At 61.7% G+C, this 18,602-nt stretch carries 19 protein-coding genes and 1 riboswitch; of the genes, 10 read left to right on the top strand and 9 right to left on the bottom strand.

Translation table 11 applies throughout. The annotated features are described in order from the left end of the window. Together FSY59_RS27335 and FSY59_RS04730 are read right to left on the bottom strand one after the other, a co-directional pair. On the bottom strand, positions 1-502 hold a 502-nt coding region (locus tag FSY59_RS27335; RefSeq protein ID WP_187427892.1), incomplete at its 3' end, for a hypothetical protein. 72 nt (positions 503-574) lie between these two features. Continuing rightward, a complete protein-coding gene (locus tag FSY59_RS04730; protein WP_232536044.1) occupies positions 575-1,198 on the bottom strand; it encodes a hypothetical protein in 624 nt (207 codons plus the stop codon). Here FSY59_RS04730 and FSY59_RS27645 point away from each other — a divergent pair. From FSY59_RS27645 to FSY59_RS04715, 3 genes are all read left to right on the top strand, one after another. After that, positions 1,116-1,295: a hypothetical protein gene (locus tag FSY59_RS27645; RefSeq protein ID WP_232536166.1), complete on the top strand. Its 180-nt coding sequence runs from the start codon at positions 1,116-1,118 to the stop codon at positions 1,293-1,295. The genes FSY59_RS04730 and FSY59_RS27645 overlap by 83 nt on opposite strands. 485 nt (positions 1,296-1,780) lie before the next feature. Continuing rightward, positions 1,781-2,545: a response regulator transcription factor gene (locus tag FSY59_RS04720; RefSeq protein WP_003055695.1), complete on the top strand. Its 765-nt coding sequence runs from the start codon at positions 1,781-1,783 to the stop codon at positions 2,543-2,545. 410 nt (positions 2,546-2,955) lie between these two features. Then, positions 2,956-3,339, top strand: a complete 384-nt coding sequence (locus tag FSY59_RS04715) for a hypothetical protein (protein ID WP_003055697.1) — start codon at positions 2,956-2,958, stop codon at positions 3,337-3,339. An 88-nt stretch (positions 3,340-3,427) separates the two neighbouring features. Here the strand turns inward: FSY59_RS04715 and FSY59_RS04710 are convergent, their stop codons facing one another. After that, the gene (locus FSY59_RS04710) at positions 3,428-4,372 is read right to left on the bottom strand and encodes a LysR family transcriptional regulator (protein ID WP_003055699.1); all 945 of its coding nucleotides are present in this window, start codon (positions 4,370-4,372) and stop codon (positions 3,428-3,430) included. A 194-nt stretch (positions 4,373-4,566) separates the two neighbouring features. On the opposite strand from FSY59_RS04710, the gene FSY59_RS04705 reads away from it, so the two are divergent. Then, positions 4,567-5,184 (top strand): FMN-dependent NADH-azoreductase, encoded by a 618-nt coding sequence (locus FSY59_RS04705; RefSeq protein WP_003055701.1) that lies wholly within the window; start codon positions 4,567-4,569, stop codon positions 5,182-5,184. A 219-nt stretch (positions 5,185-5,403) separates the two neighbouring features. Beyond that, positions 5,404-5,805 (top strand): hypothetical protein, encoded by a 402-nt coding sequence (locus FSY59_RS04700; protein ID WP_148728549.1) that lies wholly within the window; start codon positions 5,404-5,406, stop codon positions 5,803-5,805. A gap of 40 nt (positions 5,806-5,845) precedes the next feature. Here the strand turns inward: FSY59_RS04700 and FSY59_RS04695 are convergent, their stop codons facing one another. The 6 genes from FSY59_RS04695 to FSY59_RS04670 form a co-directional block, all read right to left on the bottom strand. Then, positions 5,846-6,643 carry an SDR family oxidoreductase gene (locus FSY59_RS04695; protein ID WP_003055706.1) on the bottom strand — a complete coding sequence of 266 codons (798 nt, stop codon included), beginning with the start codon at positions 6,641-6,643 and terminating at the stop codon, positions 5,846-5,848. 156 nt (positions 6,644-6,799) lie between these two features. Then, positions 6,800-7,798, bottom strand: a complete 999-nt coding sequence (locus tag FSY59_RS04690) for an ABC transporter substrate-binding protein (protein ID WP_003055708.1) — start codon at positions 7,796-7,798, stop codon at positions 6,800-6,802. 22 nt (positions 7,799-7,820) lie between these two features. Continuing rightward, positions 7,821-8,609 carry an ABC transporter permease gene (locus FSY59_RS04685; protein ID WP_148728548.1) on the bottom strand — a complete coding sequence of 263 codons (789 nt, stop codon included), beginning with the start codon at positions 8,607-8,609 and terminating at the stop codon, positions 7,821-7,823. Further along, entirely contained in the window at positions 8,606-9,343 is a 738-nt protein-coding gene (locus FSY59_RS04680; RefSeq protein ID WP_235214392.1) for an ABC transporter ATP-binding protein, read from the bottom strand. The genes FSY59_RS04685 and FSY59_RS04680 overlap by 4 nt, the downstream gene beginning before the upstream one ends. A gap of 25 nt (positions 9,344-9,368) precedes the next feature. Beyond that, positions 9,369-10,835, bottom strand: a complete 1,467-nt coding sequence (locus FSY59_RS04675; RefSeq protein WP_003055715.1) for an acyl-CoA reductase — start codon at positions 10,833-10,835, stop codon at positions 9,369-9,371. After that, positions 10,832-11,926, bottom strand: coding sequence for a long-chain-fatty-acid--CoA ligase (locus FSY59_RS04670; RefSeq protein WP_003055716.1), 1,095 nt, complete (start codon positions 11,924-11,926; stop codon positions 10,832-10,834). The genes FSY59_RS04675 and FSY59_RS04670 overlap by 4 nt, the downstream gene beginning before the upstream one ends. 70 nt (positions 11,927-11,996) lie before the next feature. Beyond that, positions 11,997-12,088, bottom strand: a riboswitch (TPP riboswitch). Between the two features lie 311 nt (positions 12,089-12,399). On the opposite strand from FSY59_RS04670, the gene FSY59_RS04665 reads away from it, so the two are divergent. From FSY59_RS04665 to FSY59_RS04645, 5 genes are all read left to right on the top strand, one after another. Further along, the gene (locus FSY59_RS04665) at positions 12,400-14,535 is read left to right on the top strand and encodes a TonB-dependent receptor (RefSeq protein WP_148728547.1); all 2,136 of its coding nucleotides are present in this window, start codon (positions 12,400-12,402) and stop codon (positions 14,533-14,535) included. A 617-nt stretch (positions 14,536-15,152) separates the two neighbouring features. After that, positions 15,153-15,902 carry an energy-coupling factor ABC transporter ATP-binding protein gene (locus FSY59_RS04660; protein ID WP_148728546.1) on the top strand — a complete coding sequence of 250 codons (750 nt, stop codon included), beginning with the start codon at positions 15,153-15,155 and terminating at the stop codon, positions 15,900-15,902. Next, on the top strand, positions 15,895-16,488 hold the full coding sequence (locus FSY59_RS04655) for an energy-coupling factor transporter transmembrane protein EcfT (RefSeq protein ID WP_003055722.1): 594 nt from the start codon (positions 15,895-15,897) through the stop codon (positions 16,486-16,488). Before FSY59_RS04660 ends, FSY59_RS04655 begins: the two co-directional genes overlap by 8 nt. 10 nt (positions 16,489-16,498) lie before the next feature. Continuing rightward, a complete protein-coding gene (locus tag FSY59_RS04650; protein WP_003055723.1) occupies positions 16,499-17,092 on the top strand; it encodes a biotin transporter BioY in 594 nt (197 codons plus the stop codon). Further along, positions 17,089-18,600, top strand: a complete 1,512-nt coding sequence (locus tag FSY59_RS04645) for an AMP-binding protein (protein WP_050871963.1) — start codon at positions 17,089-17,091, stop codon at positions 18,598-18,600. The genes FSY59_RS04650 and FSY59_RS04645 overlap by 4 nt, the downstream gene beginning before the upstream one ends. The last annotated feature ends 2 nt before the right edge of the window (positions 18,601-18,602 follow it).

Genomic DNA, 18,602 nt, shown 5'->3' with positions numbered 1-18,602 from the left:
CCATCGCCAGCGAGGCGGCCTTCATGCCCTTGTTCCAGAGTTCGCGGCTCATTTTCAGGCGCTTGCAATGCTCGTCCGTCCAGGTCGTGCCGAAGCTCACGCCAAAGCCGGGTCCGTTGGCACTGCCACTGCTGCTGCCCATGCAGGTGTCGTTGCTGGTCGTGAGGTTGGGGCCGTTCACGCTGGGAACGTTCTTCATGGTGTAGGTGCCCGTGTACTCCACGATGTTCTTGGAAGTCCCGGACACCGTGCTGTTCAGATTCTGGGTTGTCGTTCCGTTCGTTGTAATGTTCTGGTCGGAAGTCGAGGTGGACCTGCTCTCCATCGTACCCGTGGAACGGCTCTCCATCGGCGCAACCACAGGATTGACAATGGTGACCGATTGATTTTGCTGGGCCCCCACGGAAGAGGACTCGGAGGAGCTTTGCGCGCTGCTGCCAGCACTTTGCGCATAGCTGCACAAAGGAACGCAAAGACTTAACAGAGCTATTGAGAGTTTCATGCTTGGCTCCTACGTCGCCCGAGCCTGGCTGGCCAGGCCCGGGACAAACACAGCTATCTTGGGATAGCTTGCTTAGTTGGCATTGGCGGTAGAGCCTGCACCAGCAGTACCGGAAGTGCCGCCACCGTTGGAGAGGTAGCCGGCATTACCCCATGCCCCGGCGTTCTGGTGGACGGTACCCACAGAGCCAGCGTTCGATGTCGTATTGGTCAGCGCGCCCCAGGGTGAGGAAACGGCTCCCGATGTGGCGTTGTAGCCAGAGGTGGTGCCCGCGTTGTTGTTGATGTAAGCCAGGCCACCGCCAGGGCCGGCGCCAGTTGCAGCGACATTCGCGGTCTGCGAAGAAGCTCCACCGAAGGCTGTGCCGCTCACCGGGCCGGCGCTGTAGCCAGCTGCAGCGCCCGAGCCTGCATTGGCATTGGTTGCTGCCACACCGCCTGCAACACCGTTGCCGGTGGTTGCGGAAAGGCTCTTGACGTTGCCGAAGGTCGTTGCGCTACCACCGACAGCTGCCCCACCGATGCCAAAACTGCCTGCACCGATAGCGCCGCCAGCAGCGTTTGCATTCGAGGTTGCGCCGGAGGTGGCGCTATTCATGCTCAGCGCACTTCCGTTGCCCGAGCTGGCTGCGCCCGACAGCGTTGCAGACGATGCACTTGACGTCGTATTAGTTGCAGCAATGCTGGAGCTGCTCACGGCAGCAGATGCAACACCAGCCAACGCAATAACCGCCATGGCAATCAGAGACTTTTTCATGATCGTTCCTTTGAATAGCGAGTTTGTAGACAACTGAAGTATGTGAGAGAGACCTGTGCCAATTATTAAGCAAAGGCCGGTTTTAACCGTCTTCAAGTTCTGGATTAAATTTTCACGGTCCACAACATGATTTCGGTAGCAGCAGTTTCAGAAAATGTCTGGGAAACAGTAATACCCTATTTGCAATTATTATTTCACCCACTCAGATAATTGCGGAGAATGATTAGTACGATGTGCTTGATGAATGGTGCGCTATTGAAAAAGTAGCATTATGGAAAATTTCCTACAATGTTAAAAAAAGTAATCCACATTTCTATTTATATTATTTCTCTTATGTTTCAAAAATAAAGGGTTTTCATCTAACTTCCATGACTGCTTTTCAATTCTCTACCCAATATTGAAGTGAATAAATGTAAAAATTTAAACCATACTTTTCCTTATGGATTTTTAATAGATTTTTACGAGATGAAATTTTATTTTTCAGCAGATTTTCCAATTCCCATTACACAGATCGGGTGTCACATGTATCTCTCCGACTTGCCCAAGGGGCCATACTTTGATGCGGGCAGCATCGAAGTCACATCCTCTGCCACGGGATACACCTGGCCATCCGACATGAAAGGTCAGAAGAACCAGCCCGTGCGGGTTTTCCTGGCTGACGAAGACAGACATAGCAGGAGCGTGATCTCGCAGGAGCTCATGCGTGACCCTCGGACCATCCTGATCGGGCAGGCCTCCTCCTATCGGGAAGCGCGCAAGGGTGTCTTGGCCGAGGAGTTCGACGTGCTTCTCGTGGACCTGTCTCTTGGCGAAGGACAAGGAGCCGATTTGCTGGAGTTAGTCCAATTGAGAATGCCCAATGTATTGAGCATCGCCATTTCCTCCAGCGAAAAAGGCGATGCCGCCATGGATGCTTTCAAAAAAGGGGTGGTTGGATATCTATTAAAGAATTCATGGTTTGGAAGTTATTCGCAAGCGGTACTGGAAGTGGCCAATGGCGGGGCATCCATATCTCCGATTGTTGCGAAGAAAATTCTGCCAAAGATATTTCAATACTCTGCACCCAACGAAATTCCTCTTGAACACAAGAAATTCGAAAAGCTGACGGATAGGGAAAAAGAAGTTTTACGATTGATTGCTCAAGGAAAAAGAACCCATGAGATTGGGGACTACATGGAAATAAGTGCATTGACTGTATCAACGCATGTGAAAAACATCTACCGAAAGATGCAGGTAAGGACCAGAGCCCAAGCCGTCAGGTATGCAGTATTGAAAGGCATCATTTGAAAGAATCGAATATTCAAACGCTTTGGGCCGACAACAGCGCTTTGGCCTACAGAATGTACTTAACCTGTATTGAGATTTGAAATATTTGACAGGACGCTTTTTGATAAGCAATGCTCAGCCGCACAGGGCTGGCGCCTTCGAGGGACGGCTTTCAACCATGTTGCCCAACTCCGATGCGCCTGCGCGTCACGCTCACATGGCTGTGATCCAGCAACTCTGAGGCTTCAGCAAGATCTTGGCCGGTGTCAGGCACGGCATGCCTCAAAGCATGCCGCGCCTTGTCCAACAGTACCAGGCGCGCCTGAACAAGCGTCTGAACCGCCTTTCTTTGATTCGCCTGCTCGCCGGTAGACGACACGAAATTTCAACGGTGTCACATGCCTCTGTTACATTCATTCACAGGAGTGAACATGCAAACAACTGCCGTCGAACAGCCGATATCCAAGCCGCTCTCATTTCCTCATCATCTGACCGGCATGGGCGTCGTGGCTTTGGTCAACCCGTTGATCTACTACAGCCACAATCCGACGCGTGCGTGGCTTGAGACTTGGCTGTCGCCTCTTGCACTGGCGCTTGCCGCATATGGTCTATATGCCCTGCTTCCGAACCCTCGTGCAAAGAGTGCATGGCCCAAGGGCTTTCTGGTACTCGCCTGGCTTCTGCTTTCTCTGTCGGTAGCAAGTCCATGGATAAACCCGCCTCGCTCCAATCCGTATGCGACACAGGCCAAGCAACCCGCCCCCATCCCGGCAATCACCAGCCTTGGCGCAGCAGCAGAAGACTCTGAGTGGTGAAAAGCAGCGTCACCCCTGACGATTGGTCGAATCATCTGCTCTGCTACGGCTGATGACCTCAATAGCTTGGTATCTTGCGATGCAGAAGCTAATTCGTCACCGGAACTGATGCAGCCGCCTTCTGCACGGCGGAAATGCTGCTGCCTGGCATGCGCTCCCCGAGAAAATCCAGAAAGTGCCGGACTGCCGGTGCCAGCCCGCGCCGCGAGGGGAACACCGCATGCACGATGCCGCGCGGGGGCGCCCATTGCGGCAGCAGCTGCACCAGCGTGCCCTGGTTCAAGGCATCCTGGCACATATAGTCAGGCAGCCAGCACATGCCGCTGCCGGCCAGTGCGGCAAATTTCAGGGTCAGCAAATCATCGACCACATAGCGCGGCTGCAGCTGCAGCCGGTGTTCCTTGCCTTCGGGTCCGACCAGCAGCAGGCTGGAATGGCCGTCGACCGCCGTCATCGCCATGCTGTCCAGCAGTTGCAGGTCCTCCAGCGTGCGGGGCGTCCCCTGGCGCTGCAGCAAATCGGGGCTGGCCACCAGGATCTGGCGCGAGCTGTCGAGTCGCTTGACGACCATGGAGCCGCTGTCCTCCAGCGTGGCACGTACGCGCAATGCGACATCCACACCCTCCTCGACCAGATTGACGGGGCGGTTGGTGACCTGCATCTCCACCTGCACCAGCGGGCAGCGCTTGAGAAACTCGGGCATCAGCTCACCCAGCACCGTCTGCGCCAGCGTCACCGGGCAGGTCACGCGGATGGTGCCGCGCGGCTCGGTCTGGACTTCGGCCACGGCATCCGAGGCAGCCAGGGCAGCATCGCGCATGGCCTGACCATGGCGCAAAAAGGTCTCACCGACCTGAGTAAGAGACAGCTTGCGGGTGGTGCGCTGCAGCAAACGCACTCCGAGGTGGGCCTCGAGTTCGGCGACGCGGCGCGAGAGGCGCGACTTGGGGATGCCCAGCGCCCGCCCGGCAGCAGCAAAGCCGCCGCGCTCGACCACCTCGACGAAGTACAGCATGTCGTTGAGATCCACCATGCACATTTCCTTGGAATCGATTGAATTGATATTTGGAACAATCTATCGCATTTTTGCAGACTTATTGGCGAATATAAACAAATCTACAATCTATTCCATTGCAATTCAAAACCAATCACTGTTTTGCCGCAACGCAGCATCGGGGCTGGGCAAGAAGTGTTTTCTGACTCATTTTTAGAGGTATAGATACCAACATGCAAATCCTGCACATCGACTCTTCCATCACTGGCTCCAATTCCGTGACCCGCGCACTGACGGCCGATATCGTTGCCAGCCTCAAGCAGACCAACCCCGAAGCCAAGGTCGACTACCTGGATCTGGCCGTGAGCGCCCCCAGCCACCTGAGCACACAATCCCTGGGTTTTCGCACCGGCCAGGCTGCTGCCACCGAAATCGAACGCCAGGAAAATGCTGTCTCCGAAGCTCTGGTCAGCCAGTTCCTGGCCGCTGATGTGATCGTCGTGGGCGCCCCCTTCTACAACTTCACCATTCCCACGCAGCTGAAGGCATGGCTGGATCGTATCGCCCAGGCCGGCCGTACCTTCAAGTACACCGCCACCGGCCCCGTGGGTCTGGCCGGCGACAAAAAGGTCATCGTGGCCTCCGCTCGCGGCGGTGCTTACTCCACCAGCGAAGCAGGCCAGGCCATGGAGCACCAGGAAAGCTATCTGAAGGTGATCTTCGGCTTCATGGGCGTGACCGACGTGACCATTGTTCGTGCTGAAGGCGTGGCCATGGGTCCCGACGCCAAGGCTGCGGCCATGGAAGCGGCCAAGGCTCAGATCGAGCAGGCACAAGCTGTCGCTGCCTGATAGCTGACTGAGCTGCAAAAGCCGGTCTCGCCCAGCGCATACCGGCTTTTTTGCGCGACAAGATAGGGCCCCTCCGGGGTTTCGGACATTTCCGACTGAAGTTCTCGAAAAAAATGCCGATCTGAAAGCCTGAACGCGCTGTTTTTGATACGCTGAAAACAGTTAGATACTTATCAGGCCCCACCGGTCACGTTTTCCCAGATGCCAGCTTCCCGTCCCATGCCCACCGCCGTCCGTCAATCGCCTCAGCGCTCCGACGAAAACCTCGTCGTCACCGCTATTGCCGTATTTCTGGTGGCAGCACTGATTCTGGGTACGGTCGCCTATCGGTACTTCAAGCATTCACAGCAGCAGCAGGAACAGACTCGTAACGAGCGTCAGGCCTACAAGCGCTATAACGACTATCTGGACTCCACCGAACAAGCAACTGCCAAGCCTGCCGCCAACCCGCCCTCCCCCGTACAGGCCAGCGCGCCTGCCTCAGCGCCAAGCATGGCCGAGAAGCTGCTCAGCCACCCTGCCGTCACACCAGGCCCAGGCTTCAACGCTCCGGGCGTACAGCAGACCGGTGTGGCCATCATCGATGCGATGGACCACGCCCAGGCAACCGCCAAACAGTAAGCCAAGGCCAGCAGAAAAGCCCTGCTTGCCCCACGCCAGCTCAGCGCATGACCAGACCGCCGTCTACCAGCAGCAGCTGCCCGGTCATGAAGCCACTGAGTTCCGAGGCCAGAAACAGCACCGGCCCCGCCACATCTTCGGGCCGCGCCAGCCGGCGCAGCGGCGTGGCCGCCATCAGCGATTCCCGGAAAGACTCCTTGCTGCCCTGTGTGCCCTGCGTGGGATAGACCAGCCCGGGCGCCACACAGTTGACACGGATGCCCACAGGCCCCAGCTCGCTGGCCAGATTGCGGCTGAAGGCCAGCAAAGCGCCCTTGGATGTCGTGTAGTCGTGATAGGCGACGACAGGCTGCTCCACCAGATTGCTGACGATGTTGACAATGCTGCCGCGCGCGCGCTGGCGCATCAACGGCAGCACCGCACGGCAGACATTGAAGCTTGCACCCACGGCCCCATCGAACTGGGCCTGATAGTCCGCCCATTGCAGATCGTCAAACCGGCTGCGCCGCTCGGGATCGAAGGCATAGGGCCTGAAGGCATTGTTGACCACGATGTCGATGCCCCCCGCTTCGCGCACTATGCTGTCCACCATGCCCTGCACCGCCTCTGGCGAGCCCACATCGGCCTTGACCGCCCAGGCATCGCCGCCCGAGTCCTTGCCTGCGGCCAGGCAGGCATCCACAGTGCCGGCTGCAGCCTTGTCATTGGAGAGGTAGTTGACGGCCACCGTCGCGCCCTCGCGCGCAAACGCCAGGGCAATCGCCGCGCCAATGCCACGGCTGGCTCCCGTCACCAGCACCACCTTGCCGCGCAAGCCCATTGAAGAAGACTGACTCATATTCACGATTTCCGCTCCAACACTGACAGGCCCCAGGCAGGGGACAGCAAACGGGGGCCTTGACGGCTAAGCCGCCCCGCAGCGATGCTGTCGTCCCTCCCGCAAAGAGAGGGCAAAGGCGCGGGGCCGCCCAAGTAACGCGCCTCAGAGGAAGATTTACAGCGAAACAACCACATCCGCCACTTTGATCTGACGCTGCACCATGCCCAGCGCACGATAGGCATCGGCGCCTTTTTGCAGCGCAACCATATCAAAGCTGCCCAGCGGCTGCCCCTGGACGGCGGGCATGGAAGAGGCGTTTCGCAGGCGTATCACATCCAGATTGATGTCGCGGCGCGTGCCGTCGATGGCATATTTGCTGGCCAGCACCGAGGCCTCCTCGGGGTTCGCCATCATCCAGGCTGCGCTTTCGCGGTAGCCCTTGATGAAGGCCTTGAGCAAATCCTTCTTCTGCTGGAACACTTCTTCGCGCACCACAAACATGTCGCTGGACATATTGAGGTGGTCGCTGACCTGCATCACGTTGACATCGCCGATGCCCTTGCGCAGACCCACGGCCAGGCCGGTATCCGTGGCGGCCGTGGCGTCAACCTGTCCCTGCATCAGGGGAGCAAAGTTCAGCAGGCCGGTCACGACAATGCTCACATCCGACTCCTTGAGGCCGGCCTGATGCAGCATCACCAGCAGGTTCTGGCGCGTGCCGCTGGCAAGGCTGTAGACACCGATCTTCTTGCCCTTGAGGTCTGCGGGCTTGCGAATGCCCGAGGACTTGAGCGAGACCACGTTGAACACGTTCTGCGGATAGATGTCGTAGATGGCCACCAGCTTCTCGCCCTTGTCCAGTGCCATGAAGAAGGAGCCTGGGTCGGTGAAGGCCACGTCGGCCTGGCCGCTGAGGATGTTGCGGATCGCATCGCCACCACCTGCTCCGGGCAGATAGGCCAGCTCCACGCCATTCGCCTTGAAAAAGCCTTTTTCGGGCTCGACCAGAATATTGGTGATCTCGCTGATGGGCTTGCTCCAGCCCGCCAGGCGAATCCTGCCCTGCAGAGGAACCGCCATGCTGGTGCCGGTCATGGCAAGGCCGCTCAGGCCTGCACAGGCGCCGAGCAGGCTGCGGCGGGAGATGAACGAAGTCTGGTTGCTGTTGTGCATGACAAATGGTTTGAAGATGCGATCAGGCCCTGTCGCCCGACTGCGAGGTTGAAAAGTGATGGGAGCGCAGCAAACGGCGCTCCAGAACAAGACAGGCCTGATACAGGAGCAGGCCCATGGCGGCAATCAGCACCAGCGCCGCAAACATCAGCGTGGTGTCCATCATTCCCTGGGCGGCAATGACCACGGCCCCCAGGCCCTGGCTGGCGCCCATGAACTCGGCCACCACGGCGCCGACCAGCGCCAGCACCACGGCCACGCGCAGCCCGGCCAGAATCGCAGGCAGCCCCGTCGGCAGCTTCAGGCGCAGCAGAGTCTGCAGTCTGGTAGCCCCCAGCATGCGAAACAGCTGCAGGCGCTGGGCATCGGCCTGGCGCAGACCCATCAATGTGTTTTCCATCAAGGGGAAAAAGCAGATCAGCGCCGTGATCAGCACCGTGGGCAGCATGCCGAAGCCGAACCAGAGCACGAACAGCGGCGCCAGAGCCAGCTTGGGCACGACCTGGCTGACCACCACATAGGGCTTGAGCACGCGCTCCAGCAGCTCGGACTCGGCCAGCGCCATGCCGGCCAGCAGGCCTACGGCGCTGCCTATGAGCAGGCCCAGCAGCAAGGCCTGCAAGGTGGCCCAGAGATGCGGCCAGAAATAGCCGGACGCCAGACCCGACCACAGTGACAGCGCCACTGCCGAGGGCGCAGGCAAGACCAGTGCCGACAAGCCTAATTGCCTCGCAGCCAGCTCCCATATTGCGATGACAGCTATCAAAAGCGAGGCAGACAGCCAGTGTGTCTTGTTCAGCAGGCCGCTCATGCGCCCCCCCGGTCCATGGATGCGCGAATGCGCGCGCAATAGTCGTTGAACGCCGTACCGTGGCGCAGGCTCTGCTGGCGCGGCTGTGGCAGCTCTATCGACCAGTCGTCCACGATGCGGCCACCATGCATGAGTGCAATGCGGTCACCCAGATAGACGGCCTCGTTGATGTCGTGGGTGACGAAGAGCACCGTCGTGCCATGCCGCTGGCAGGTGCGCAGCAAATCATCCTGCAGCTCGGCGCGCGTGATGGCATCCAGTGCCGCAAAAGGCTCGTCGAGCAGCAGCAAAGGCGGCTCCAGAATCAGGGCGCGCGCCAGCGCCACCCGGCTTTGCTGTCCGCCCGAGAGCTGGCGCGGATAGAGCGAAGCATGTTCGACAAGGCCCAGTTGCTCCAGCAGCTGCATGGCCGCCAGTTGATCCTGCAGCCCAGGTTTGCGCTGCAACGACACGGGCAGCAGCACGTTGTCTATCACCGTATGCCAGTCCAGCAAGGTCGGCGCCTGGAACATAAAGCCCAGCTGGGGGCCCGGCGCCGCGAGTTCGCTGCCGCCCAGCAAGACATGGCCCGACTGTGGCCTGAGCAAACCTGCCGCCAGCTTGAGCAGCGTGGTCTTGCCGCAGCCGCTGCGCCCCAGCAGGCAGTGGATCTCTGCGGCCCCGATCTGCCAGTCCACGCCATCCACCACGGGCGCTCGTCCCGGGTAGCTGTATCGGGCCTGCTTGAACTCCATGAATGCCACGGCTGTATCCACTCCCTCAGTCCGCATAAGAGGCCAGCGGCTGGGCCGCCAGTTCTGCCGACTGCTCGATCTCCGTCATGCGCACCAGATCCAGCAGGTTGAAGCGCCCGTCATGATGCCAGCCCGCTTCGGGCATGCTCATGGAGCCGATGGCACTGATACGCGTGACGCCAACCGCACCCAACAGCCCGCCCAGGCGGTACAGCTCTTCGGGGCCGGCCGCAATGCCGGCGGTCTGCAGATAGTCGCGCTGAGCGGCCACCACGGGCAGCACGGCATCGAGCCGGTCCACAGCCACCACTGCAATCGTGCGATACAGCGCGGTCGGTGCCAGGGGCTGCAGACTCTCGCTGTAGGCCACGCTCCAGGGCGCATCCACAGGCCCCAGCAGCTCGTGAGCTTCGCCGCCCCACTCCATGTTCTGCTGCCAGCGGGCCAGCGCCGCCCCTTCTTCCAGATCCAGCTCGCGGCGTGCGAATCGTCGCTGCAGATTGGCCAGCTCGGCCGCCAGATAATCGGCAAAAGCACGCGGCGAAACCGGCGCCCCACGCTGCACATAGAACACATGGGGCGAGTAGCAGCCCTGCTGGTCGTAGCGCATCACGTCCCAGGCGGCCAGCCTTGCCATGCCCGCAGCCTTGAGCGTATCCAGCGCCTGCGCCCCGATCAGGCCGAAGCCCAGCTTGTGGCCATGGGGCAAAAAGCGCGTCGTCACGGGCAGGCGACGACGCAGTGCATCCAGAGTTTGGTTGCCGCCGTAAGCCAGCACCGTATCGGCCTCGGCATAGAGCGCGTCGGCCTCCTCGCCGCCTGCGCCGCGCCACCAGACCACGGCCAGGCAATCGGCCAGCGGCGGATGCACCTCGGCCAGCAGGCGCGCGAACCAGCCCGCAAACAAGGGCTCGGCACTGGCTAGCTTGCCGATCGCAGGGGCCTTGACCAGCAAGCCGCAGACCAGACTCCACAGCGACAGCGCAGGCACGTTGCCGGCCCAGCTGTGCACCAGCAGGTCCGGGCCGAAAGCACGTACGGCGCCGCCCTTGGCTGCCGGTTGAAAGCCATCGAGCACTGCCGGATTGGCGAAATCCTCGGCCACAAAGCGCCTGAGCTGCGCTGCACGAAAGGTCTTGAAAAATCCGGTCAGTCCCAGCCGCACCATATCGGCGTCATAGCCGCTGACCACAGGCAGCCAGGCTTCGGCCTGCTGACGGTAGATGTCGTTGCGATCCAGCAGGCGGGCCATCGCACGATCGACGGCATCGATGATCTCGGCCACTGGCATGGAGCGCAGATGGACACACGCAGCCGCGCGCACGCGAGCAGCCAGAGCCCGCATCTGCGGCGCCGTCAGCACGGGCACGCTGACTTCCAGCCTCTGGCCGTCGCGGGACTCGAAGCCCAGCGTCTGCCACTGCACTTCATCGTCGGCGAGGCCTGGCAGATAGCCTGCCTTGATACGCTGTAGCTTGCGCTGCTCGCTCATGCGCCGGCAGCTTTCACAAACTCTTCAACCGCCAGCGAGCAGCCCTTGGCGGCGGCGCCCTCGGCGCGCCCCAGCAGCAAAAAGCCGTCTTTTTCCTGCGTGCCGGCCCACAGGCCCACATCCTCGGTCAGGATGGTGGTCACCGCGTTGTAGTTGGCCAGATCGCAATGCACCAGAATGCCGCGCTCACCAGCTGCCACGTCACGGCCGGTGATCGGCTCGACCAGACGCGAGCGAATCCAGTGCGGTCCAGACTTGACCGAAGGCAGTACCGCATTGCCATCGTCATAAAACTGGGTGCTCAGCTCCGTCATGCCATACATATTGATGCACAGACTGCGCGGCACGCCCAGCAGCTGTGAAAGCCCGGCATAGAACTGCTCGAGCGGCAGCTCGCGCGACTGCCCCTTGTAGCCGCCCGTATCCAGCACCCGGCTGCCTGCAGGCAGGCGAAAGCTGCGGCCCTGTTCACGCAGGGCATCCATGACATGGACCAGGCTGAAGCTCGCGCCCAGCAGCGCAAACGGCTGGCCGCTGCGCTCGGACGCCTCCAGCGCGGCACACAGGGCCGGCATGTCCAGCCCTTCCGAGTTCAGATAGTAGCGGCTGCCGGCCGAGCCGAATTCGGACCGCGCCAGGGCCAGATAGTGGGCCAGCGAGGAATTGGGCATGGCCTGCTCATCGGGAAACAGAATGCCCATGGGCATGCGCTCCATACCCTGCATGAAACGTCTGGCGAAATAGCGCTTCATGGACAGGTCGTAGACATCGAGCTGCGGATGGAAATGACGTCCGCGTGCGGCGCGGCCTGTGGTGCCGCTGGTCATGAACACACGCTCGGCGGGCGATGGCGGCTCGCTGCGCAGCTCCATGGCCTTGAAGGCATCGATGGGCACGGCCGGAACATCGCGCCAGCTCCTGACATTGCGCAGCGTGGCACCGCGTCGCTGGCAAAAGCTGCGAAACGGCGCATTGCATTCGTACTGGTAGGCGAAAAGGCGCAGGGCGAGTTGATTGAACTGGTCGTCGGTGCAGTCATCCATTGCGATGAAAGCAAGCAGATCGGCGACCAGCGAAGCGGCCTTGTCCATGAAATTCCTTCGAGAGCGGGGACATCATGCTCCGAAGGCTTGCTGACCATGCGAGAACGCACTGCCCTGAGGTCAGCTTGCAAGCTCTTCTTCCGCCGGTATGAACCGGGTCAAGTTCGCGGGTGTAGATCTCAGCACTGGCGTGCACCCCGGAGCGCGGCGCCATCTTACCCCAACGGCATCGCTTCAAGGGCCCGGAGCCGGTGCATGAAAGTCGCGTCACTTGTAACCTGGGGTAAGGCTCCAGCACGGGCAAGAAGGACATCCAGGGCAAAAACATCAAAACACTGCTGCCCAAATACAATCGCCCCAGCACCGCAAGCTGCCTGAGACGCAACCTGCCACGGCGCCGGCAATGGCGCATATGCGCCATGCCTGAAAGCGCGGCGTGTCGCGGTAATGGACTGTGTCAGCAGACGCTTGCAAATCATCCAGGGCAGCCAACGCCCACCCCAAGCCCCAGAGATATTCACATGCATTTTTCGCGTCTTTGCCATCTGGCAGGCTGGCCTGTGGCCGCCGCCGGACTGCTGCTGACGGCACAGTCCGCACTGGCCCAGCAAGCCGCCGCCCAGCCGGACCTGCCCCAGCTGTCCGAAGTCACCGTGCGCAGCACCTTGCAGCAGTCTGCACTGGAGCAGACCCCAGCCTCCGTCACCGTGCTCGATGGCGAGCGCATGCGCGAGCGCAATCTGCAGGTCAATCTCTCGGAGTCCCTGGGCGCAGCTCCGGGCCTGCAACTGCAGAACCGCCAGAACTACGCGCAAGACCTGCAGCTGTCGATTCGCGGCTTTGGCGCACGCTCCACCTTCGGCGTGCGCGGCATACAGATCTATGTGGACGGCATCCCCTCCACCATGCCCGATGGCCAGGGCCAGACCAACAATATCGATATCGCCTCGCTGGAGCGCGTAGAAGTGGTGCGCGGCCCCTATTCCGCGCTCTATGGCAACGCCTCTGGCGGCGTGATCAATGCCTATACCGAACGTGGCGAGGGTGCGCCCTCGGTGGAAAGCAGCTTTGCGCTGGGCAGCGACGGCCAGAAGCGACTGGGCCTTAAAGCCAAGGGCGAAGCCAATGGGATTGGCTATGTACTCAGCGCCAGCCGTTTTCTCACCGACGGCTACCGGGCCCAGAGCGCAGCGGACAAAAACCTGTTCAACGCCCGTATCGATGTCAGGCCCGACGAATACAGCCGGCTGACCCTGGTCGCCAACCATGTGGACATCGACGCCAAGGACCCCGGCGGCATCAAACCCAGCGAATGGGCCCTCAATCCAAAGGACGTCAACGCCAATGCGATCAAAATGAACTCGCGCAAAAGCGTGAAGCAGACCCAGGCCGGCCTGACCTATGAGCGCGAGCTTGGTGCAGGCCAGGCGCTGCGCCTCATGGCCTATGCCGGTCAGCGTGAAATGATGCAGTTTCAGTCTATCCCTCCCAGCAGCAAACTTGAGGACAAGTACAAAGGCGGGGTGATCGGCCTAAAGCGCGACTATGGCGGCATCGATGCACGCTGGAGCGGCAAGTACGAGCTGGGCAGCGGCAGCCTGGGCCTGATTGCCGGCCTGTCCGCCAACACCGTCAGGGAAGATCGCCAGGGCTACAAGAACTTTGTGGGCAACCAGCTGGGCGTGGTCGGCGAGCTGGTGCGCGACGAGCGCAATACCCTCACCAGCATCGACCCCTATCTGCAAGCCTCCTGGGCCTTTGCCCCGCGCTGGAAACTCGATGCCGGCCTGCGCTGGAGCAATGTGCAGTTCCAGTCGCGCGACCATTTCCTGGCCGACAAGGACGATAGCGGCAATGCCGGATTCCATAAGTTGCTACCGGTGGTTTCGCTGCAGCACGAGCTCAACCAGGACACCAATATCTATGCCTCTCTGGGTCGCGGCATGGAGACACCGACCTTCAACGAGATCTCGTACCGCCCCGATCTGGTGGGCGGCCTGAACTTCGGCCTCAAGCCTGCGGTATCGACCAGTGCCGAGCTGGGCATCAAGCAACGCTTCAATGTGGCCGGCCTGCGCGGCGACTGGTCTGCCGCGCTGTTCCAGACCCAGACCGACAATGAAATCGTGGTGGCCAGCAACGACAGTGGCCGCGCCTCCTATCAGAACGCAGGCAAAACCCGCCGCCGCGGCATGGAGCTGAGCACCAGCACCTGGCTGATGCCCCAGCTGCGCCTGAACGGCGCGCTGACCTTGCTCGACGCCAGCCTGCGCAGCGGCTATTGCGACAGCAAAGGCCAGGACTGCATTCCCTCCGGCAACCGCATTGCCGGCACGGCCAGGCATCTGGGCTACCTGGAACTGGAATGGCTTCCCGCCACCGACTGGCGTGTGGGCCTGGACTGGCGTCATGTGGGCCGTATTGCCGCTGACGACAAGAACCAGGTCTACGCCCCCAGCTACAACGTGGCCAGCCTGAGCGTGGGCTACACCAAGCGCCTGGGCGCCTGGAAACTCAGTGCTTTTGCCCGCATCGACAATCTGGCGGACAAGAACTATGTGGGCTCGGTCATCGTCAACGAAGGCAACGGACGCTATTACGAACCGGCCCCGGGGCGCCAATGGATGGCCGGAACCAGCCTCAGCTACCAGTTCTAGGCAGGTCATCCGCATAGTCGGACAGCAACAAGCGGGCCTAGTGCCCGCTTTTTTATATCCGGGCGGCTCAAAAGCGATTTTTTTCAGAAAAATTTGGGTACTGGCAATCTGCCTGTCTGAGTCCGAAAACCGCCAATCTCGCGCCGGCTTGATTGCCTCACGGCAACGGCCCACTGCAGCTTGCGCTCATCAGCAGTGCAAACCACGCCAAAACATGGCTATCCACGGCCAACCTCATGAATCTTCTCGCTAGCGCTCGCGCAGCTTGAGCGAAGTTAGCCTCTGAAGCAGGCAAGAACGGCACGCAGAACTCTTCACTCTGCAACACGCTGTCATCAGGCACACAACTGCGACGAAATGCGGCCCCAATGGAAACAGACAGCCGCCGCAGGTAAAGAAATCATTTCTTATAGGAAATTCACATAAAAAGAGCTCAGATGGCAGTCTTTTGAAAGCAAATTCACAGCGCTAGAATCCGCCACCAACGCTGCCTCGCATGTTTGAAGCCGAGGCACAGTTTCAGACTCTCCCCGTATGTCAGCCCTTTTCGCTCCTTGCCATCCACATTCCAGCCCGGCGTCTTTCAGCCCTGCCCTTGCTGCAGCAGGAGCTGGCGCATGAGCGACAGTTTGCAAAGCCCCACCCAACAGGGCGTGCAGCTGGTCGACATACGGTTGCAGCGCGGCCAGACCCAGGTGTTCGACGGCCTGAACCTGAGCCTGACGCAAAAGCGCATCGGCGTGATCGGCAACAACGGCGCAGGCAAATCGAGCCTGTTCCGCCTGCTTTGCGGGCTCGATCTGCCTCAGGCCGGACAGGTGCTGGTGGATGGCATGCCCTTGCTGCAGGCGCGCCAGAACCGGCCGGGCCTGATCGGCCTGATGTTCCAGAACCCGGACGATCAGATCATCTTCCCCACCGTGGAGGAAGAACTGGCGCTGGGGCTGCGCCCCCAGGGTCTGAACAAGCAGCAGGCCAGAGCCAGGGCGCGCGAGCTGCTGGCCGCACGCGGTCTGGCCCACTGGGCCGAGCGGGCCGTCAGCAGCCTGAGCCAGGGCCAGCGCCAGCTCGTGTGCTGGCTCTCGCTGCTGATTGCCGCCCCCCAGCTGCTGCTGCTGGACGAGCCCTTTGCCAGCCTGGACCTGCCCGGTCAGGCCCGCCTGGCCCAGGATATCGCTGCCGCACCGCAACAGGTGCTGGTCTCCACCCATGTGCTCGATCATGTGCGCGACTTCGAACGCGTGATCTGGCTGGAGCAGGGCCGGCTGCGCGGCGACGGCCCGGGCCGCGACATCTGCAGCGCCTACGAGACTTCCGTGCGGGAGCAGCTGATGCAGAAAACCTCCCACGGAGACCTGCATGGGTAGCCTCTACAGCGAAGTGGCGACCTGGCTGCATCGCTGGTCGGCCGGCCTCAAGCTCCTGCTGCTGGCGGTTTTTGGCACGCTGCTGTTCCTGATAGCCAGCCCCTGGGTGCTGGCGGGCTGTGGCGCAGCCTGCTTGCTGCTCTGGATATCGCTGGGCCAGGCCACCCAGGTGGCACGCCGGCTGATGCGCTCGGTCATCGTCGCGGCGCTGCTGGTGGCGGGCTTTCATGTGCTGATGGGCAATCCGGTGCTGGCGGCCGTCAGCAGCCTTCGGCTGGTCTGCGCCTCGACTCTGGGCATTGTGCTGACCGTGACCACTCGCCCCAGCGATCTGGTCGAGGTGCTGGAATGGCTGCTGGCCCCGCTGGCCCGCCTGGGCATCCCCACCGAGCGCGTGGCCATGCAGCTTGCGCTGATGCTGCGCTTTACCGAGCATTTCTTTGTGCAATGGAAGAAGCTGGACGAAGCATACCGGCTGCGCACCGGCAAAAGCGGCGGCCTGCGTCTGATTGCACCGCTGACGATTCATATGCTGCAGGCCACGCGCCGTGTAGCCGACGCCCTCTGGGCAAGACTGGGTTTCTAGGAGACTGTTGATGACCACCACTCCCTCTCACACCGTATCGCGCGGCGGCGCACGCTCCATGGCCCAGGTATCGCTGTTTGCGGCGCTGATGGCCGTGATGGGCCTGATTCCCAAGATCGACCTGCCGTTCGGCGTGCCCATCACCATCCAGTCGCTGGGCGTGATGCTGGCAGGCGTCATGCTCGGACCCTGGCGCGGCATGCAATCCATGGTGCTGTTTCTCGCGGCCGTAGCCGTGGGCCTGCCCCTGCTGTCGGGCGGCCGCGGCGGCATCGGCGTTTTCATGGCACCTTCTGCCGGCTATCTGATCGGCTATGCGCTGGCCGCCGCCGTGACAGGCGCCATCATGGCCGCCCTGCCGCAAAGCACGCCGCGCCGCACGGCACTGAGCGCCTTCATCGCCTCCGTGCTCGGTGGCTTGCTGTGTCTGCATGCCTTTGGCGTGCTGGGCCTGATGCTGATCGCCAAGATGAGCCTGAACCAGGCTTTTGCCGTGACGCTGGCCTTTGTGCCCGGCGACTTCATCAAATGCATTCTCTGCGCACTGATTGTTCACACAGTGGCACGCGGTCTGCCGGACTGGCGCTTTGGCGGTCGCCGATGAAGGCGCTGTCCGCTGCCGCGCCGCTGCAAGGCTTCTGGCAACTGGTGCATGGCCCGCTGGCCTATTGGGCGCAGCAGCGACCCGATGTGGTGGCCTTGCAGAGCGAGGCCGACTCCTGGACCTTTGGCCGGCTGCACACGGAGGTCGAGCTGCGCTCGGCACGCCTGGTGGCGCAACGCGCGCCGCAGATGCTGCTGCTGGATGCCAGCCGCTCCACCCTGGAGCGACTGGTGGACTTTCTGGCCGTGATCCGCAGCGGCCGCTGCGCGGCGGTCGCCGACCCCGACTGGCAGCCGGCCGTGCGCCAGCGCATTGAAGGCTGGCTGCCCGGGCAGCCCTGTGAGCTGGAATCGGCAGCACCGACAGCCGCCTTCTATACCGGCTTTACCTCGGGCAGCACCGGCCTGCCCAAGGGCTTCAAGCGCCACCATCTGTCGTGGACGGAAAGCTTTCGCGTCGGCCTGCAGGATTTCGGCCCTGTCGTCGCCCAGCGCACGCTGGCACCAGGGCGCATCTCGCACTCGCTGTTTCTGTTCGGGGCCATGCAAGGCATCTGGTATGGCTGCGGCGCCGTCATGCAGGAAAAGTTCTCTGCCTCGCGCTGTCTCGCGACCCTGGCGGGCGGGGATACGCCCTGCCTTGTCGCCGTGCCCAGCCAGTTGCTGCTGATGCTGCAATGGGCGGAGCATCGCCAGCTCGCACCCATTCCCGAGGTCGAACTGATCACCATCAGCGGCGCGCGCTGGATGCGCGCCCACACGCCGGCGCTGCGCGCCCTGTTCCCCCAGGCCCGCATCATCGAGTTCTACGGAGCCTCCGAGGCCAGTTTTGTGGCCTGGATGGATGCCGACGAAGCCAGCGGCCCGCAGGCCGTGGGCAGGCCATTCAGCAATGTGGAGCTATCCATTCGCCCCACCGGCAGCGATGCCGCCGAGAATGCGCTGGCCGAGCATGGCACCAGCCACGCCAGCGACGGCCTGATCTATATCCGCAGCCCCATGCTGTTCATGGACTATGTGGGCGATGCCCATGACGCCACGGCCGTGCTGCGCGACGGTGACTGGCTGTCCGTGCGCGACATGGGCCATATCGACGAACGCGGCATGCTGTGCCTGGCAGGACGCCAGAGCCGCATGATCGTCACCCAGGGCAAGAACCTGTTTCCCGAGGAAGTGGAGAACCTGCTGGCCAGCCACCCGGCGATTGCCCAGGTCTCGCTGCACGGCCAGGCCGATGCGCTGCGCGGTCTGCAGGTACACGCGGTGCTGCAATGGAGGCCCCAGACCGAGGCGCCTTCGGCCCTGGAGCTGAACCAGTGGCTGCGCGAGCGCACCGAAGCCTTCAAGGTGCCGCGCCAGTGGTGGATCTGCGAGCACTGGCCACAGACAGCCAGCGGCAAGACCGACCACGGCCAGCTGGCCCAGGCCCTGCGCGCCCGGATGACAGCGCCTGCCGACGCTGGCATATCCCCTGCCCGGCTCCCCGCATTGCGGCCGTGGCAGAGTTGAGG

Origin of the sequence: Comamonas sp. Z3 (genome assembly GCF_008121565.1) — a bacterium.
Classification (GTDB): domain Bacteria; phylum Pseudomonadota; class Gammaproteobacteria; order Burkholderiales; family Burkholderiaceae_C; genus Comamonas; species Comamonas brasiliensis.
This window is presented reverse-complemented; position numbering and strand designations above follow the sequence as displayed.

Coding starts and splice junctions, on each gene's coding strand:
- FSY59_RS04720 (WP_003055695.1), top strand. CDS start 1,781: ATGTATCTCTCCGACTTGCCCAAGGGGCCATACTTTGATGCGGGCAGC.
- FSY59_RS04715 (WP_003055697.1), top strand. CDS start 2,956: ATGCAAACAACTGCCGTCGAACAGCCGATATCCAAGCCGCTCTCATTT.
- FSY59_RS04710 (WP_003055699.1), bottom strand. CDS start 4,372: ATGGTGGATCTCAACGACATGCTGTACTTCGTCGAGGTGGTCGAGCGC.
- FSY59_RS04705 (WP_003055701.1), top strand. CDS start 4,567: ATGCAAATCCTGCACATCGACTCTTCCATCACTGGCTCCAATTCCGTG.
- FSY59_RS04700 (WP_148728549.1), top strand. CDS start 5,404: ATGCCCACCGCCGTCCGTCAATCGCCTCAGCGCTCCGACGAAAACCTC.
- FSY59_RS04695 (WP_003055706.1), bottom strand. CDS start 6,643: ATGAGTCAGTCTTCTTCAATGGGCTTGCGCGGCAAGGTGGTGCTGGTG.
- FSY59_RS04690 (WP_003055708.1), bottom strand. CDS start 7,798: ATGCACAACAGCAACCAGACTTCGTTCATCTCCCGCCGCAGCCTGCTC.
- FSY59_RS04685 (WP_148728548.1), bottom strand. CDS start 8,609: ATGAGCGGCCTGCTGAACAAGACACACTGGCTGTCTGCCTCGCTTTTG.
- FSY59_RS04680 (WP_235214392.1), bottom strand. CDS start 9,343: ATGGAGTTCAAGCAGGCCCGATACAGCTACCCGGGACGAGCGCCCGTG.
- FSY59_RS04675 (WP_003055715.1), bottom strand. CDS start 10,835: ATGAGCGAGCAGCGCAAGCTACAGCGTATCAAGGCAGGCTATCTGCCA.
- FSY59_RS04670 (WP_003055716.1), bottom strand. CDS start 11,926: ATGGACAAGGCCGCTTCGCTGGTCGCCGATCTGCTTGCTTTCATCGCA.
- FSY59_RS04665 (WP_148728547.1), top strand. CDS start 12,400: ATGCATTTTTCGCGTCTTTGCCATCTGGCAGGCTGGCCTGTGGCCGCC.
- FSY59_RS04660 (WP_148728546.1), top strand. CDS start 15,153: ATGAGCGACAGTTTGCAAAGCCCCACCCAACAGGGCGTGCAGCTGGTC.
- FSY59_RS04655 (WP_003055722.1), top strand. CDS start 15,895: ATGGGTAGCCTCTACAGCGAAGTGGCGACCTGGCTGCATCGCTGGTCG.
- FSY59_RS04650 (WP_003055723.1), top strand. CDS start 16,499: ATGACCACCACTCCCTCTCACACCGTATCGCGCGGCGGCGCACGCTCC.
- FSY59_RS04645 (WP_050871963.1), top strand. CDS start 17,089: ATGAAGGCGCTGTCCGCTGCCGCGCCGCTGCAAGGCTTCTGGCAACTG.